Source organism: Microbacterium sp. KSW4-4 (assembly GCF_023091185.1).
Lineage (GTDB): Bacteria > Actinomycetota > Actinomycetes > Actinomycetales > Microbacteriaceae > Microbacterium > Microbacterium paraoxydans.
The window spans coordinates 351,780-367,306 of the sequence record NZ_JAHWXJ010000002.1 but is presented as its reverse complement, the minus strand read 5'-3'; the positions used below and the strand labels follow the sequence as shown (position 1 = coordinate 367,306).

At 70.5% G+C, this 15,527-nt stretch carries 17 protein-coding genes; 10 read left to right on the top strand and 7 right to left on the bottom strand.

Going from position 1 to position 15,527, the window contains the following annotated elements; genetic code table 11:
- Positions 1-20: 20 nt before the first annotated feature.
- The 3 genes from KZC57_RS11380 to KZC57_RS11370 are packed head-to-tail and all read right to left on the bottom strand — an operon-like array spanning position 21 to position 2,751.
- The gene (locus KZC57_RS11380) at positions 21-971 is read right to left on the bottom strand and encodes a D-alanine--D-alanine ligase (RefSeq protein ID WP_105949101.1); all 951 of its coding nucleotides are present in this window, start codon (positions 969-971) and stop codon (positions 21-23) included.
- Complete coding sequence (alr, locus tag KZC57_RS11375) at positions 968-2,089, bottom strand: alanine racemase (RefSeq protein WP_247641801.1); 1,122 nt, start codon at positions 2,087-2,089, stop codon at positions 968-970. The genes KZC57_RS11380 and alr overlap by 4 nt, the downstream gene beginning before the upstream one ends.
- Entirely contained in the window at positions 2,086-2,751 is a 666-nt protein-coding gene (locus tag KZC57_RS11370) for a M15 family metallopeptidase (protein ID WP_247641800.1), read from the bottom strand. Before KZC57_RS11370 ends, alr begins: the two co-directional genes overlap by 4 nt.
- Before the next feature lie 87 nt (positions 2,752-2,838).
- Between KZC57_RS11370 and KZC57_RS11365 the strand changes: the two genes are divergently transcribed.
- A complete protein-coding gene (locus KZC57_RS11365) occupies positions 2,839-3,510 on the top strand; it encodes a response regulator transcription factor (RefSeq protein ID WP_247641799.1) in 672 nt (223 codons plus the stop codon).
- Positions 3,503-4,594: a HAMP domain-containing sensor histidine kinase gene (locus tag KZC57_RS11360; RefSeq protein ID WP_247641798.1), complete on the top strand. Its 1,092-nt coding sequence runs from the start codon at positions 3,503-3,505 to the stop codon at positions 4,592-4,594. Before KZC57_RS11365 ends, KZC57_RS11360 begins: the two co-directional genes overlap by 8 nt.
- Before the next feature lie 70 nt (positions 4,595-4,664).
- On the opposite strand, the gene KZC57_RS11355 is transcribed toward KZC57_RS11360, so the two are convergent.
- Complete coding sequence (locus tag KZC57_RS11355; protein WP_025104046.1) at positions 4,665-6,182, bottom strand: SDR family oxidoreductase; 1,518 nt, start codon at positions 6,180-6,182, stop codon at positions 4,665-4,667.
- A gap of 107 nt (positions 6,183-6,289) precedes the next feature.
- Between KZC57_RS11355 and KZC57_RS11350 the strand changes: the two genes are divergently transcribed.
- The 7 genes from KZC57_RS11350 (at position 6,290) to KZC57_RS11320 (ending at position 10,376) form a co-directional block, all read left to right on the top strand.
- Positions 6,290-6,490 carry a hypothetical protein gene (locus KZC57_RS11350; RefSeq protein WP_247641797.1) on the top strand — a complete coding sequence of 67 codons (201 nt, stop codon included), beginning with the start codon at positions 6,290-6,292 and terminating at the stop codon, positions 6,488-6,490.
- Between the two features lie 94 nt (positions 6,491-6,584).
- The gene (locus KZC57_RS11345) at positions 6,585-7,655 is read left to right on the top strand and encodes a M4 family metallopeptidase (protein WP_247641796.1); all 1,071 of its coding nucleotides are present in this window, start codon (positions 6,585-6,587) and stop codon (positions 7,653-7,655) included.
- Positions 7,630-7,941, top strand: a complete 312-nt coding sequence (locus KZC57_RS11340; protein WP_247641795.1) for a protealysin inhibitor emfourin — start codon at positions 7,630-7,632, stop codon at positions 7,939-7,941. The genes KZC57_RS11345 and KZC57_RS11340 overlap by 26 nt, the downstream gene beginning before the upstream one ends.
- Positions 7,942-8,044: 103 nt before the next feature.
- The gene (locus KZC57_RS11335) at positions 8,045-8,266 is read left to right on the top strand and encodes a hypothetical protein (protein WP_247641794.1); all 222 of its coding nucleotides are present in this window, start codon (positions 8,045-8,047) and stop codon (positions 8,264-8,266) included.
- Positions 8,267-8,365: 99 nt separating this feature from the next.
- Positions 8,366-9,124 (top strand): ribonuclease H, encoded by a 759-nt coding sequence (locus tag KZC57_RS11330; protein ID WP_247641793.1) that lies wholly within the window; start codon positions 8,366-8,368, stop codon positions 9,122-9,124.
- Positions 9,125-9,152: 28 nt separating this feature from the next.
- Positions 9,153-9,539: a DoxX family membrane protein gene (locus KZC57_RS11325; protein WP_025104051.1), complete on the top strand. Its 387-nt coding sequence runs from the start codon at positions 9,153-9,155 to the stop codon at positions 9,537-9,539.
- Positions 9,540-9,677: 138 nt separating this feature from the next.
- Positions 9,678-10,376, top strand: a complete 699-nt coding sequence (locus tag KZC57_RS11320) for a Pr6Pr family membrane protein (RefSeq protein ID WP_247641792.1) — start codon at positions 9,678-9,680, stop codon at positions 10,374-10,376.
- On the opposite strand, the gene KZC57_RS11315 is transcribed toward KZC57_RS11320, so the two are convergent.
- From KZC57_RS11315 to KZC57_RS11305, 3 genes are all read right to left on the bottom strand, one after another.
- Positions 10,367-11,719, bottom strand: a complete 1,353-nt coding sequence (locus KZC57_RS11315) for an FAD-dependent oxidoreductase (protein ID WP_247641791.1) — start codon at positions 11,717-11,719, stop codon at positions 10,367-10,369. The two genes, KZC57_RS11320 and KZC57_RS11315, sit on opposite strands and share 10 nt — an antisense overlap.
- A 95-nt stretch (positions 11,720-11,814) precedes the next feature.
- A complete protein-coding gene (locus tag KZC57_RS11310; RefSeq protein WP_102208607.1) occupies positions 11,815-12,792 on the bottom strand; it encodes an SRPBCC family protein in 978 nt (325 codons plus the stop codon).
- 1 nt (position 12,793) lies between these two features.
- Positions 12,794-13,201: a helix-turn-helix transcriptional regulator gene (locus tag KZC57_RS11305; RefSeq protein WP_217582898.1), complete on the bottom strand. Its 408-nt coding sequence runs from the start codon at positions 13,199-13,201 to the stop codon at positions 12,794-12,796.
- 336 nt (positions 13,202-13,537) lie between these two features.
- On the opposite strand from KZC57_RS11305, the gene KZC57_RS11300 reads away from it, so the two are divergent.
- Positions 13,538-15,286 carry a hypothetical protein gene (locus KZC57_RS11300; RefSeq protein ID WP_247641790.1) on the top strand — a complete coding sequence of 583 codons (1,749 nt, stop codon included), beginning with the start codon at positions 13,538-13,540 and terminating at the stop codon, positions 15,284-15,286.
- Positions 15,287-15,527 lie beyond the last annotated feature (241 nt).

The following is a 15,527-nucleotide window of genomic DNA, read 5'->3' as shown; positions in this document are numbered from 1 at the left end:
TCACAGATGTCGACCCCTTCTCACACGGCCGCTCGGACGAGCCGGTCCACGAGGTCGACGTAGTCCACTCCGGCCGCCGCGAACATCCGCGGCACCTGGGAGGCGGCGGTCAGCCCGGGCATCGTGTTGACCTCGTTGAGCACCGGACCTTCGTCCGTGAGGAAGAAGTCCATGCGGGCGACCCCGTCGCACCCCAGCGCGTCGAACATCGCGATCGCGGCGCGTTTGAGCGCTGTCGTGGCGGCCGCGTCGAGCTGCGCGGGAACCGTGAAGCGGGCCGTGCCGTCGTACTTCGTCGCGGTGTCGAAGAGCCCGGGCGCGTGGATCTCCAGGGGCGGGGCGGCCCACCGCACCCCGCCCTTCTCCCGCAGCACGGCGACGTCGATCTCCCGCGCGTGCACGACCTCCTCGACCAGGATCCGCCGGTCGAAACGCGCCGCCCCCCGCAGCGCCGTGAGCAGATCGCCCTCCTCCGTCACCAGGCTCACGCCGTGGCTCGAGCCGGCCGTGACCGGCTTGACCACGACGGCGCCCTCGAACTCCACGTCGCCGATGTCCTCCGCGGCGACCAGCCGCCCTCGGGCGGTGCGCAGCCCGACGGCCTGGGCCACGAGCTTCGTGGCCCATTTGTCCATGCCGATCGCCCCCGCCCCCAGCGCGGAGCCGACGGCCGGCACCCCGGCGAGCGCACACAGCGCCGCGAGGGCGCCGTCCTCCCCGAGCGCGCCGTGCACCGCAGGGAACACGACGTCGCTCGCCGCGAGCAGCGGCAGGGCCTGCTGCAACGACGCCGCCGGACTCACGCCGGGCGGGATGCCGTCGGCCCGCCACACGCCGTCGCGGTCGATCGTCACGGTCGTGACGGTGTGTCCGCCCAACCGCAGCGCCGCGGCGACCGCTGCCGCCGAGGCGAGCGACACCTCGTGCTCGGGATTCTGTCCCCCTCCGATGACCAGGACCTTCATCGTCATGCCACGCTCCTCTTCACCCGCGGGCCGATGCCCGTGACGATGGTGTGCGGGATGGTGCCCGCCCACCGCGCCCACTCCTGCACCGACGGCACCGCGCCGCCGTCCGGCCCGAACACCGTCGCGACCGCTCCCCGGGGGAACGCCCTCCCCCCGGTGTCGACGACGATCTGATCCATCGACACCCGGCCGACGATCGGATGCCGTTCGCCTCCGATCTCCACCCCCGCGCCCGACGCGATCTCCCGCGGGACGCCGTCGGCGTATCCGACGCCCACCACGCTCAGGTGCGTGGCCGCCGCCGTCGTGTGCGTCCCGCCGTAGCCCACCACCGTGCCGGCAGGCACGGTGGCGCTGTGCACCACGGGCGCGGTGAAACGCGAGGCCCCGACCAGAGAGACCGTCTCGGACGGGTCGATCCCCACGAGGGCGGCCCCCACCCGCACCATGTCGAAGTGCGTCGCCGGATCGGTCAGGGCGCCCGAGGTCGCCGCGAGATGCACGAGCAGCGGTCCGAAGCCGGCGCGCAGGACCGCGTCCCTCCCCTGGCGCATCCGCAGCACCGCGGCCGCATTCGCCCGCGGATCCGCGCTGTCGGCGTGCGGGAGGTGTCCCATCACCGCGACGACCTCGATCCGGCCACGGGCCGCCCGCGCCGTGCGCAGCAGCGCATCCCAGTCCTCCACGGGACACCCTTCGCGCGCCATCCCGGTGTCGAGGTGCAGGTGCACCCGCACGCAAGCTGTGGCATCGGCCGCGAGCTGACGCAGCTCCTCGACGGAACCCACAGCCACGTCGACCCCGGCGGCGGCCGCGCGCGGCGCGTCGATGCCCGCGGGATGCAGCCAGGCGAGGATCGGCACGCGCAGTCCGGCCTCGCGCAGCGCGACCCCCTCGGCGACGTCGGTGACCCCGAGCCACTCGGCCCCCGCGGCCACGGCGGCGGTCGCCACGGCCACCATTCCATGGCCGTACGCGTCGGCCTTGACCACGGCCATGACGGGTACCGCGGCGGCCTCCCGCACACGGCGGAGGTTCTCGGTCACGGCGTCCGGGAGGGTGGACAGTGTCGGTGCGTGGAGGCGGGACAGGGTCATCCCCTCCGCGAGCACGGCCGTCATCGCTGCATCCTCGGGTCTTCGGTGGGGTCGGCGTACTGTGCGGGGCAGCCGTCCTCGACGGCCTCCGGTCGCAGCTCGTAGTGCCAGGATTCGTTGCCGTAGGTCTGGCAGAGGCCGTAGCGCCATCCGCGCTGTGTGAGCCAGTCGAGAGTGGGCAGGGGACCGAGGTCGACGGCGTCGCCGGAGACGTGCGCCGAGGTCTCCGCGGTCGCCACCCAGCGGCGCGCCTCCTCTTGCGAGCCGTAGTCGTCGATCGCGTCGCGAAGCAGCTGCTCCTGCAGGGCCGCCGAACGCCATCCGCTGTTCACGAGGAACGTCACCCCGTCGGCCTCCGCATCGGAGGCGGCGCGCTGGAGGGCGTCGAGCAGGGCGGGGTCGAGATTGCCGACGGCGACCCTGTCGACGTCGAACACCGTGGGCCGATCGCCGTCGCGGATCACGCCGTCGGCCTCGCTCGGCGCGAGCACCGATCCGGTCGGCGGGTGCGGATAGGAGGAAGGGGCGGGGCCGGCGACGTGCGGGGCGGTCTCGGCGAACGCGGCCGACAGCGACTGCTGCACGGCGACGGCGCCGACCACGGCGAGCGCCAGCACGGACGCCGTGGTGGCGATCCGCCGACGGCGCCGGGCACGGACGGCTCGGGGGGTGCGGAGGTCGTTCATGCTTCCAGTGAAGAGAGCACGCGGTTGCCACGGCGTATGGCCTTTTCCATACACCGGCGATATGCCGCACTGCGTAGGATCACTGCCATGCGTGTGCTGATCGTCGAGGACGAGCCCTACCTCGCCGAGGCGGTCCGCGACGGGCTGCGACTGGAGGCGATCGCGGCTGACATCGCCGGCGACGGCGACACCGCGCTCGAACTCCTGGGCATCAACGCGTACGACATCGCGATCCTCGACCGCGACGTGCCGGGCCCGTCCGGCGACGACATCGCGCGGTGGATCGTCGCCTCGGGCAGCGGCATCCCCATCCTCATGCTCACGGCCGCCGACCGCCTCGACGACAAGGCGTCCGGGTTCGAGCTCGGCGCCGACGACTACCTCACCAAGCCGTTCGAGCTGCGGGAGCTGGTGCTGCGGCTGCGTGCCCTCGACCGCCGCCGACAGCGCGCGCGGCCACCGGTGCTGGAGATCGCCGGGCTGCGTCTCGACCCGTTCCGCCGCGAGGTCTACCGCGACGGCCGCTACGTCGCCCTCACCCGCAAGCAGTTCGCCGTGCTGGAGGTGCTCGTCGACGCCGAGGGCGGGGTGGTCAGCGCCGAGAAGCTGCTGGAGCGGGCGTGGGACGAGAACGCCGACCCGTTCACGAACGCCGTCCGCATCACCGTCTCCTCGCTGCGCAAGCGCCTCGGCGAGCCGTGGCTGATCCTCACGGTGCCCGGCGTCGGCTACCGGATCGGAGCCGACGCGGATGCGTAGGCGACGGGGGCTGAGCGTCCGCCTCAAGCTGACGCTGAGCTACGCGGGCATCGTCGTCGTGTCCGGCCTCCTGCTGCTCGGGGCCGTGGCGCTCTACCTCCTGCGGTACGTCCCGGATGTGCAGATCCCCGTCGTCGATTTCTTCGTCCCCAACCGCTCGGATCTGATCCGGGCGTTCGTGCCGGTCGCGGCGATGGTGATGGTCGCGCTGCTCGCGATCGGCCTCGGCGGCGGGTGGCTGCTCGCCGGACGGATGCTGGCGCCGCTCGACCGCATCGGCGACGCCGCACGGCTCGCGGCGCAGGGCTCCCTGTCGCACCGGATCCGCATGGAGGGCCCGAGCGACGAGTTCCGCGACCTCGCCGACGTCTTCGACACGATGCTCGAGCAGCTCGAGGCACACGTCGCCGAGCAGCAGCGCTTCGCCGCGAACGCCTCGCACGAGCTGCGGACGCCCTTGGCCATCTCGCAGACCCTCCTCGACGTGGCCCGCACCGATCCCGACCGCGACGTCGACGCCCTGATCGACCGGCTCCACGAGGTCAACACGCGCGCGATCGACCTCACCGAGGCGCTGCTGCTGCTGAGCAGGGCGGATCAGCGCACCTTCCCGCGGACGCTCGTCGACCTGTCGCTCCTGGCCGAGGAGTCCGTCGAGGTTCTCCTCCCGCTCGCCGACCGCCGCGGGGTCGAGGTGGAGGTGTCCGGCGTGCCGGCGACCGTGCTCGGCTCCTCCGCCCTGCTGCCGCAGCTCGTCATGAACCTCGTCGCCAACGCGATCGTCCACAACCGCAGCGACGGCGGCAGTTCCGTGGCGGTGCGCACACATTCCCTCCCGCACGCGGTGGCCCTCGTCGTGGAGAACACCGGTGCGGAGCTGCACGCCTCCCAGGTCGCGACGCTCGTCGAGCCCTTCCAGCGCGGCACCGAGCGCACGCGCGGGCCGGAGCACGCCGGGGTGGGTCTCGGCCTCGCGATCGTGCAGCGCATCACGCAGACCCACGGCGGCACCCTCGTGCTCACACCCCGCACCGGCGGAGGCCTCATCGTGACGGTCTGGTTCCCTCACCCCTACCCCGGCTGACGGCTTTCGAATCGCCCGATTGGCCCTATTTCGGCTCCGGATGGAACCATTCAGGCGATTCGAACGGCCGTCACCAGGGGCTGGGCTCGTAGTCCTTGAGGAAGACGCCGTGGATGTCCTCGCCGGCCTCGCCGCGCACGATGGGGTCGTACACCCGGGCGGCGCCGTCGACCAGGTCGAGCGGGGCATGGAAGCCCTCCTCCGCGAGGCGCACCTTCGTGTAGTGCGGGCGCTCGTCGGTGATCCAGCCGGTGTCGACGGCGGTCATGAGGATGCCGTCCTTCTCCAACATTTCCCCCGCGCTCGTGCGGGTCAGCATGTTGAGCGCGGCCTTCGCCATGTTCGTGTGCGGGTGGCCGGGGCCCTTGTAGCGCCGGGAGAACTGCCCCTCCATCGCGGAGACGTTCACGACGTACTTCCGGCGCGACGACGACGCGGCCATCGACGCCCGCAGCCTGCTGATGAGCAGGAACGGAGCGGTCGTGTTGGCGAGCTGCACCTCGAGCATCTCCAGCGGATCGACCTGATCCACCGACTGCACCCAGCTGTTGACGCGGTTCACGTCCGGCACGAGGCCGCCCGCGTCGATCGCCGTGCCGTCCGCGTGCTTCTCGAGCGAGGAGGAGCCGGGGGCCATCGCGAGCCGCGCGAGGTCTTCGGCCGTGAGCGCCTGTCCCCCCTGCTCTGCGACCGTGCCGCCGAGCGCCGCGACCGAGAGCAGCGGATGCGCGTCGACCGATGCCTGCAGCGCCTGCGGGTGCGGGTCGACGGTGTGCCCGAAGGTCTCCATCTCCGGCAGCGGACCGTCCGGCAGCGGCTGGAGCTCCGCGTCGGCGAGCAGCGAGTACGCCCCCGGTGAGCGGCGGACCGTCTGGGCGGCGTTGTTGATGAGGATGTCGAGCGGGCCCTGCGCGGCGACCGAGTCGGCGAGCCCGATCACCTGGGCGGGGTCGCGGAGGTCGATGCCGACCACACGCAGCCGGTGCAGCCAGTCGCCCGCGTCCGGCAGGGCCGAGAACCGGCGCACGGCGTCACGCGGGAACCGGGTGGTGATCGTGGTGTGCGCGCCGTCGCGGAGGAGGCGCAGCGCGATGTGCATGCCGATCTTCGCGCGGCCGCCGGTGAGCAGCGCGCGCTTTCCGGTGAGGTCGGTGCGGGCGGTGCGCTTGCCGTGGCTGAAGCGGGCGCAGTCCGGGCAGAGCTGGTGGTAGAACGCGTCGACGAGCGTGTACGGCTGCTTGCAGATGTAGCAGTTGCGCGGCTTGAGGAGCTCGCCGGCGATGGGGGCGTCGATCACACGGGACGCGAGGTCGTGCCCGCGCGTCTCGTCGTCGATGCGGTCGGGGGCGCCGGTGGCGGTGCGGGCGACGACGGCCTTGTCCGCCTCGGCGATCGCATCCCGGATCTCCTTGCGCCGCACGCGCTTGACGGCCTTGAACATGGCCGCGGTCGCGTGGCGCACGGCCACGAAGTCGGGGTGCTCGTTGTCGATGGTGTGCAGCTCGGCGAGGACGCGCAGCGTCGTGGCGAGGTCGTCGGGGTCGATGCCGGGGCCCAGGTCGGGGGTGGCGTCGGGCGCGTCGGTCATTAGGCCGATTTTACGCGACCGTCCTGGGGGTCTCCTGCTGTGTGGGGTGCAGGGCGCCTCGCGGCTACGCTGTGTCCGGACGGAGGGATGCGATGAGGAGGGCCGGCATGCTGAGGATCATCGGTTTCGTGTGCCTCGCTCTGGCCGTCGTCGGGACGGTCGCATCCTTCTCGGTCGTCCGGGCGGGCGGCGCCGACGGCGCCGTGTACCTCAGTGTGAACGTCCTGCTGGCGTTGCTGGGAATCGTGCTGCTCGTCATCGGGGCACGACGCCGACCGGGCGCCTCCCGCGGCGAATCCGCCGACTAGTACGCGCTCGGCCACCACCGACATCGCTCCCGCCCTCATCGCAGAACGGCGGCGGGTCTCCTGCTGTGTCCGCGCCCCGGCGTAGGGTCGACGCATGAGCAGCGCAGAATCCTTCCCGCATCCCGGCGTCGTCCCCTCCTACCTGCTCGCCCGCCTGGCGGAGTCGGGTCGGTTCCCGAAGGCCGCCGCCGCCGCCCGACAGACGCTCACCGCGGGGCGCCCGCCGTTCCGCGCCCGCATCGACCTCTCCATCGACGAGAACGGCGACCTCGTCGCGCAGCTCTCGGATGCGCCGAACCGCACGATCAGCGACGCCGGCAACACGCAGCAGCTCCCGGGGGCCGTGGTCCGCACGGAAGACGATGAGCCCGTCGCCGACACCGCCGTCAACGAGGCGTTCGACGGCCTGGGCGCGACATTCGAGATGCTGCTCTCCGCGTTCGGCCGCAACTCGCTCGACGACGCCGGCGCTCCTCTCGACGCGACCGTCCACTACGGCGTCGACTACGACAACGCGTTCTGGGACGGCGAGCGCATGGTGTTCGGCGACGGCGACGGCGAGGTGTTCCAGCACTTCACCGGCTCGCTCACCGTGATCGGGCATGAGCTCGCCCACGGTGTCGTGCAGCACACGGCGAACCTGGAGTATCAGGGGCAGCCGGGCGCACTCAACGAGTCCGTGGCCGACGTGTTCGGCGCCCTCACCGAGCAGTACGCCCTGGGGCAGTCCGCCGACCAGGCGAGCTGGCTCATCGGAGCGGAGATCTTCACGGATGCGGTGGAAGGGTCAGCCCTGCGCTCCATGATCGCGCCGGGCACGGCCTACGACGACGATGAACTCGGGAAAGACCCGCAGCCCGACCACATGAGCGGATTCGTGCGCACCACCGAGGACAACGGGGGCGTGCACATCAACTCCGGCATCCCGAATCGCGCCTTCGCCCTCTTCGCCCTCGACCTCGGCGGCAACGCCTGGGAGCGCGCCGGCACGGTCTGGTACCGGGCACTCACCGGCGGGCTGTCGAGCACCGCGAACTTCACCGAGTTCGCCGACGCCTCGGTCGCCGCGGCAGCCACGGTCGATCAGGAGACGGTCGCCGCCGCTCGACGCGCGTGGACGACCGTGGGAGTCTATGAGGATGACCGAGGACCCGACTCCGCCTGACGCCCCCGTCGTCATCGCCGTCGTGCGCTCGGGAGGTCTCGCCGGCATCCGTCGCCAGTGGCGTGTGGAGGCCGAGCCGCCGGACGCCGAGGAATGGATCGGCCTCATCGACAGCTGCCCCTGGGACGACGACGTCGACACCCCGCCGGGAGCCGATCGGTTCGTCTGGAGCATCCGCGCCCGCACCCCGTCCGAGCGCCGGGAGCGCGAGCTGCCCGACTCCGCCGTGGACGGTCCGTGGCGCACCCTCGTCGATGCCGTGCGGGAGGCCGCTCGCGACGCGTGAGCCGCGGTCGCAGATTCGCAGTCCCGTCGCAGGAACCCACCGGATCCCTGCGACCTCGGTGGGAAACCGCGACCCCGCGCCGCCTGGGGGTGACAATGGACACATGGGACTCTTCCAGCAGCGACCCGAGGAAGAAGAGAAGCAGTGGGGACTCCCCTCTGAACCTCTCGAGAGTTCGCCCGCAGACACGCTCGACGCCGCGCCGGCGCTCGACCCGCTGACCCTCGGCCTCGACACCTCGTCCTCGGTGAGCTCCATCGTGTTCCCCGTCGCCCCGCCCGCCCCCGAGGCCGCGAGCACCGAGAACGCCGACCCCGAGGACTGACACCGCGCGTCGCTGTTTCGCACCCCCGTCGCAGCTTCCGGACCACTCCGTGCGACCGCGGCGCGAAAGGGCGTCCGCGGCCAGCGATACGGTGGACGGATGACCATCACCGCCGCCGCAGACGGCTCCGCCCTGGGCAACCCCGGCCCGAACGGCTGGGCCTGGTACATCGACGACGCGAACTGGGCGGCCGGCGGCTCCCCGCACGGCACGAACAACCAGGGCGAGCTCCGCGCCGTCCTCGAACTGCTCCGGGCGACGGCCGGCACCGACGAGAAGCTCCTGATCGAGTGCGACAGCCGCTACGTGATCGACTCCGTGACGAAGTGGATGCCCGGCTGGAAGCGCCGCGGGTGGCGGAAGTCCGACGGCGGGCCCGTGCTGAACCGCGACCTCCTCGAGGGGATCGACGAGGCCCTGCGCGGTCGGGACGTCGAGTTCTCCTGGGTCAAGGGCCACGCCGGGCACCCGCTGAACGAAGCCGCCGACGAACGCGCGAACGCCGCCGCCAAGGCCTATCAGCAGAAGCAGGAGCCGCGTCGAGGCCCCGGGTTCACCCGCGCGACCGATGCCGGAGCCGCCGTCGCCGCCTCCGCGCCGGTCGCCGCTGCCGCCGCCGAAGCCCCGGCATCCGCCTCGACGACAGCCTCCTCCCGCACCTCGACCCCCGTCGCGGAGGCGGAGTTCGCCGCGCCGCTGTGGGCCGAGACCTCCGACCTCCTCGACGGACTCGACCTCGCGCAGGACGACCCCATCGTGATCCAGCTCCCGCTGTCCCCCGACGAGCACGCGCGCCTCCGGGACCGCGCCGAAGCGCAGGGCATCACCCTCGAAGAAGCGCTCCGCCGCCTGATCTGACGGCGACGGCGAGGCGTACACTCGCACCATGTCGACTCCCCGCACCATCGGCCGGATCTTCCTCGGCGCCTCGCTCGTGTTCGCCGGCGTCTCCCACCTCACGTTCGCCCGCGAGGAGTTCCAGGCGCAGGTGCCGGAATCGTTGCCGCTCGATCCCGACACCACGGTGCTCGCGTCCGGCGTCGCGGAGGTCGCGCTCGGCTCCGCTCTCCTCTTCGCCCGACGCCGCCGTCGCACGGTCGGCACCGTCGCCGCGCTCTTCTTCGCGGCGGTCTTCCCGGGCAACGTGGCGCAGTGGATGCATCACCGGGACGGCTTCGGACTCGACACCGATATGAAGCGCTTCGTGCGTCTGTTCTTCCAGCCGGCGCTCATCGCGCTGGCCCTGTGGTCGACGCGCGCCCCGCGCCGCTGACTCCCTCCGCCACAGCAGGCATTCGCGCGAGAACAGGCCCCCACACCCGCCCGCGCCTGAACCCGCGCGACGGCCTGATGCGGCGTCCCCCGGATCGGCTCCGTAGACTCGGCGGATGGCGGAAAGGACGAGGCGACGGTGAGCAGGCGCACCGTCTTCGGCCTGCTCCGACTCACCGCCGCCGCCGTCTGCCTCATCGCGCTGATCCACCGCCTCGCGTGGGGACTCGCGTCGAACACCATCGCGAGCCAGAACTTCTTCGCGTACCTGACGAACCAGTCGAACATCGCCTTCGTCGTCCTCCTCACCGTGGCCGGAGTCCTCGCGCTGCGCAGAGCCCGCGATCCGCGGTGGCTCACGGTGGCGCTCGCCCTCGTGCTCACCTGGACCATCACGGCGGGACTCGTGTTCGCGATCCTCGTCTGGCAGGCCGGAGTCCGGGGGATCCGCATCGACGTGCCGTGGTCGGATCAGGTGCTGCACTTCTGGCTGCCCGCGGTGACGGTCGCCGCCTGGGCGTTGGCCCCGGGGCATCGGGCGGTGCCGTGGCGCGTGATCCCGGTGACCCTGGCCTATCCGGTGCTGTGGGGCGTCGCGACGCTCATCCGCGGGCCACTGATCGGCTGGTACCCGTACTACTTCCTCGACCCGCGGCAGGTGAGCGGCCCCGTCGAGTTCACCGTCTCCTGCGCGATCGCGCTGGCCGTCTTCGCCGCCGTGGCGACCGCGCTCGTGCTCATCAGCCGCCTGCCGGACCCGTGGGACCGCGCTCCTGCCGAGCCCCCTCCCGAGGACCGCGCCCCGGCCGAGGCCGCACGCGAGACGGTTCAGGCGTAGAGCGCCAGCGATGCGAGCGCCGCCTCGACGGCCTCGGCCTCCCCGAGCTCCGCGAAGTCCCGCGCCGCCGCACCGCCCACGATCCCGACGAGCACGTTCTCGCCGGTCGAGGGGCGGAGGTTGATCCACGTGGGGATCGCGATGTCGTCGCCCACCGCGTGCCAGATCGCCTCGTCACCGTCCCAGAACGGCTCGTCCCATCGCAGCCACACCGTCTCGATGGCGCCCATGCCGAGCGCGGACACGGCGCCGCGGTTGTCGAACGGCAGCGGCGGGTCGAACTCGAGGGCCTGCTCCTGCAGCACCCCGAGCGGCACCGTCAGCAGCACCCGGTCGAAGGAGAGGGCCTCCCCGGTGCCGAGGCGCACACTCACCCCGGTGTCGTCCCACGCGAGACGCGTGACCGGCGAGCTCAGCCCCACCTTCACGCCGTCGAGGGCACTCTCGATGAACGGGGTCAGGTCGTCGCCGACCCCCTGCAGCGCCGCGTCGGGGAGCGGCGGGGCGAACCAGCTCGACAGGTCCGCGGCGTCCGCGCCCGTCCGTGCGGCGAGGAGCGCCAGGAGCGCAGCGGTCGCGGGATCCTCCGGGTCGATGCCGGCTGCCACCAGGGCGTCCGCCACCGAGGAGTCCTGCGCGGCGGACTGCGCCGTGGTCACCGCGGCTTCCACCGGCTGCGGGTCCACGGGGTCGACATCGCCCTCGGCCGAGCGCCACCGCGCCCCGTCGAGGTCCACGAGGTCCATGTCCCCCTCGTCGATCGTCTCGAGAAGCTCCGCGTCGGCGTCGCCGAACAGCCACGCGCCCAGCTGCACCGGAACCGGCCAGTCGTCCTCCGCGCGGGAGAGGATCCGGCCGCCGACGCGGTCGCGCGCTTCGAACACCGTCACCTGCAGGCCGTCCTCCGCGAGCTGCGCGGCGGCGGTCGCCCCGGCGATCCCGGCGCCGATCACGGCCACCCGTTCGCCGTCCTCGGCGGCGACGGTGAGTTCCCGCGCGGCACGGCGGCCCGACCGCAGGGCTCCCCGGACGGTACCCGGCGCCTCGTCGTCGGTCGCCTCGCCCGCGAAGAAGAGCCGGTCGTCGACGGGCTGCGCGAGTGCCGCACGGGTCGCGGCGAGCACCCCCACAGGAGTGAAGCTCGCGGCGCCCCGGGCGAAGGGGTCGGTGGTCCAGGTGCTGCGGACGCTCCCGCTCGGGGCGGGGACGCCGGGCGGCGGCTCCGGTTCGCGCGCGCGGGTGGGGGTCGGCGTCGGTTCCGGCTCCGGAGTGCAGGAGGCGAGAAGCACCGAGACGGCACCGGCTCCGGCGCCGAGGAGCAGGGTACGGCGCGTGATCCTCATCGTGCCGCCACTTTATCCCGCTTTCGCACAGGCAGAAGCGCCGGAACAGGCGGCTCTCCACGAGAACCGCCTGTTCCGGCGCGCGTGCCTGGGTGTCAGACGGACAGCAGCTCCCGCTCCAGTCGCGCGAACGAGGCCTCCATGCCGTCGGCCATGCCGGTGGCGAGGATCATGTCCCGCGTCTCCTTGTCGGGATACTCGATGAGCACCGTGACGAGGGTCGCGCCGTCCTCCTCGTAGAGGTTGAGATCGTTGAGCGTCTCGGTCGGCATGCCCTGCATCCGCTCGGTGGTGACGGCACGCTTCGGGGCGTCGATCAGCAGCGCCTCCCCCTCGAATCCGAACGGCTCACCCTCCGTGTCGCCCACGGGCGCCCAGGAGTTCCGGTACGACTGGCCGACCTCGGTCGCCGACACGCACTCGGTCATCTCCCACCCGTCCGGGCCGAGCATCCACTGCCGGATGAGGTCGGGCTCGAAGTGGGCGCGCCACACCAGCTCGCGCGGACCCTCGACGAGCCGGGTGATGCGCACGTGCGTGTCGTCCAGCAGCTCCACCCGCGTGCCCTTGCCCTGGGCGTAGTCGCGGAGGTCCTGCAACACGGCGTCGAGCTGGGCCATGGCCATCCGGGTGCCCTCCACGGCGCCCATCGCGACCACCTGCTCGAGCGCCTCGGCGGACGTGAAGTGGCTCGTGTTGACCATGCGCGTGCCCTCGGCCGTCGGCTCGAACGTGAAGGTCATGCGCATGGAGGGGAGGTTCGCATCCGGCGTGCCCTCCTCGTCGGCGAACGAGTCGAGCACCGTGAAGCTGCGCGGCGCGTCGATTTCCAGGAACTCCCACGTGCCGGAGGCCTTCTCCCCGCGGGGACCGTTCATCGTGTAGACGGCCCGCCCGCCGACGGTGTGGTCCCACTGGGTGAAGGTGGCCGGCCAGCCGGGAGGACCCCAGAACCGCTCGAGCTGCTGCGGGTCGGTGTAGGCGGCCCAGACGCGCTCGACGGGCGCGGCGAGGTCGGCGACGACGGTCATGGTGAGGTTCTCGGCATCCGTGATGATGTCCGTGACAGGCATGTCAGTCTCCTTGCGATTCGTTGCGTTGACTGCTGGTGGGGTCGGTGGAGGCCGGTCGCTCCCGCGCGGGCGGGGAGGGCTCGGCCAGGAGATCGTCGAGCCGGGCGATGCGCGACCGCCACAGCTCTTCGTATCGGGCGAGGAGCGCCCTGGCGCGGGCGATCATCTCGGGGTTCGCGCGGACGAGCCGCTCGCGTCCCTCGGCGCGCTTGACGATGAGGTTCGCCGCCTCGAGCACGGCCACGTGCTTCTGGACCGCGGCGAACGACATCTCGTACTCGGAGGCGAGGGTCGAGACGGACTGCTCCCGCTCGATCGTCCGGCGCAGGATGTCCCGCCGGGTCGACGTCGCCAGTGCGTGGAACACACGGTCGACCTCCGCTTCGCTCAACTCCGTTTGTGCAACCATTTGGTTGTACGTTAGACCCGCGTCGAGAGTGTGTCAACGCCTCATCGGAATTCTCCGCTCCTTGCACATGTGCTGCCCACCCCGATGACTGCCAGCTTCGTCGCGGGCGGGGCCGTGCAGCGACCGCGAATGTGACTGCGGCCATGGCATCCGACTCGTAACCCGGGCGGCTACTCGGCCGGGTGGGGCCCGTTCCGAATCGCGACCACGGTCCAGCGCGGACTTCGCACACTGCGGGCCGACGACCTAGTCAACCGCCCCGCTGGTGACATCCCGCCAGTTTCCGAAGCCGTCCCTAGGATGAGTGCGAGAACGAACTCGTTGGGAGAGGCGCTGATGGCACTTGGGTACAGGACGATTCTCACCGCTAACCCCACCGAGGACAATCTCAACGACATCATCAAAGCCTTCAGCAGTTGGATCACCCGCAAGAAGGGCTACGCGGAACTTCCCTCCGCTGGAACACTCACCCACTCGACCGGAGCGACGCTCACCGCGATCACCTATGCCAACGACAACGGCAGTATCAGCGCCAAGCGGTGGACCATCGTCGAGGATTGGGCGCCGCCGAAGTGGTACGAGAATCCGGAAACGTCCCGCACGGGCATCACCAACGTAACCCTAGCCCTGGCCGAAGGCAGGCTGTGGCTCTGGGTGGATGTCGAACCCCCCACACTCCTCTGGACCAACACCAATGGTCGCGAAGTCGAGGAAGTCCAGATGAGCGGACGACCCACCTTCGTGCAGGACATCCTCAACACCGTCAACATGAACGACGGTGCCGCCGAACCGGTCTCCGAATTCCAGGTCATCGCGAGCCAAAGTCACGTTGAAGAGCTCGCTCGAATTCTCGCCGACTCGGAACGCATCGGAGCAGTATTCGTTACCGCTGCACCTGACGGTACCGACGCGAACGAGTGGGCCGAGAAGATAACAAGGCTCGCCGGACAGATTCAGGGCATGGGAATTGGGTACGCCCTGACCCCGGAAGCCCGCGCCATCTTCAACCGCCAGTACGGTGGCGCGGGCCACTGGGTCTCTCCAGGAGCCATGCGCACCTACCTTCCCGGTGTTGACCTCTCCGACCGGCAAGACGCGTACAAGCACCGCCTCCTCCACGCATCTACCCTTCGCGAGTCTTCTGAGGCTCGTATTCGACGCATCCTTCGCAACGCTCAGTTGAAGCGCCTCAACGCTCTTCGCATTCCAGATGTGTTGCGAGAGGTCGACTACGAGTTCCTCCGCAAAGAACGTCTGCAGCCCTTCGCGGCCTTGCACGAACCCCTCCCCGCCGAGCAGCCCGCCGAAGACGAAGCTGCCGTTTGGAGGGCACTCGCGGAGCTCGCTGAGAGTGAAGTCACCAAGGGACTCAACGAGAACAAGGCCCTAGCTCGACGCGCTTCAGTAGCCGAACATCTCCTCGCGGAGGTTCAAGCAGAGGCTGACGAACAGTACGCGCTCCTCACCGCGACCAGGGAGGAAGCGGCGACGCTCGCCCGTCAGGTGGACTATCTCCGACGCGCGCTTACCGACCTCGGCGCAGAGGGTGCGACAGCGGCATGGTCGTTCGTCGATCAGGAAGCCCCCAAGGAGTACCCGGAGACTTTTGCTGAGCTTCTTGATCGAGTGAAGGAGCTGTCCGGAGTGCGCTTCACCGGTGACATCGAAGACGCTCTCGAGCTCGACGAACATACAGTTCTTGGACAGGCAGCAGTCATGAAGACCTGGGACGCGCTGTTGACCTTCAACACCTACTCACGCGCTCGAGATGATGCGACCTTCGATCAATCGCTGAGCCACTTCGTCACCCACCAGAAAGACCACAGCCACAGAGTCCAGATCGGCAAGATCGTCTGGTCCGAAAGCGAGACGGTGAAATCCAACGACAAGTTCCGTGCACAGCGCACGCTGCCCGTGGACACGAAAGTCGACGCCACCGGCAAAGCCCTCATGGTAGCTCACTTGAAGCTCTCGAACCTCACTGGCGTGGCTCCCCGACTTTACTTTCTGGATACCTACTCCGACGTCGGTTACGTCACCGTCGGTTACCTCGGCTCTCACATGGACAACACCCTCACGAATTGATCGGCACTGAACGCCGCGACAACATGGACTTCCGGGCTCCATGAGCCAACGATGCTGAGGTGGCACATCGATCCGCAGGCAGATTCTCGGCACACTGGGCCGAGAATCTCTCGTCCTTGTTCGCTGCTCGCATGAGGTCGACAGCCAGCACCGACGACCATCTCTGCCAGGTCGATTACGCAATGAGCTGAACTCAGCACCGCGCCCATGGACGTCATTGGAGGGTGCTCCCGACGGCTCG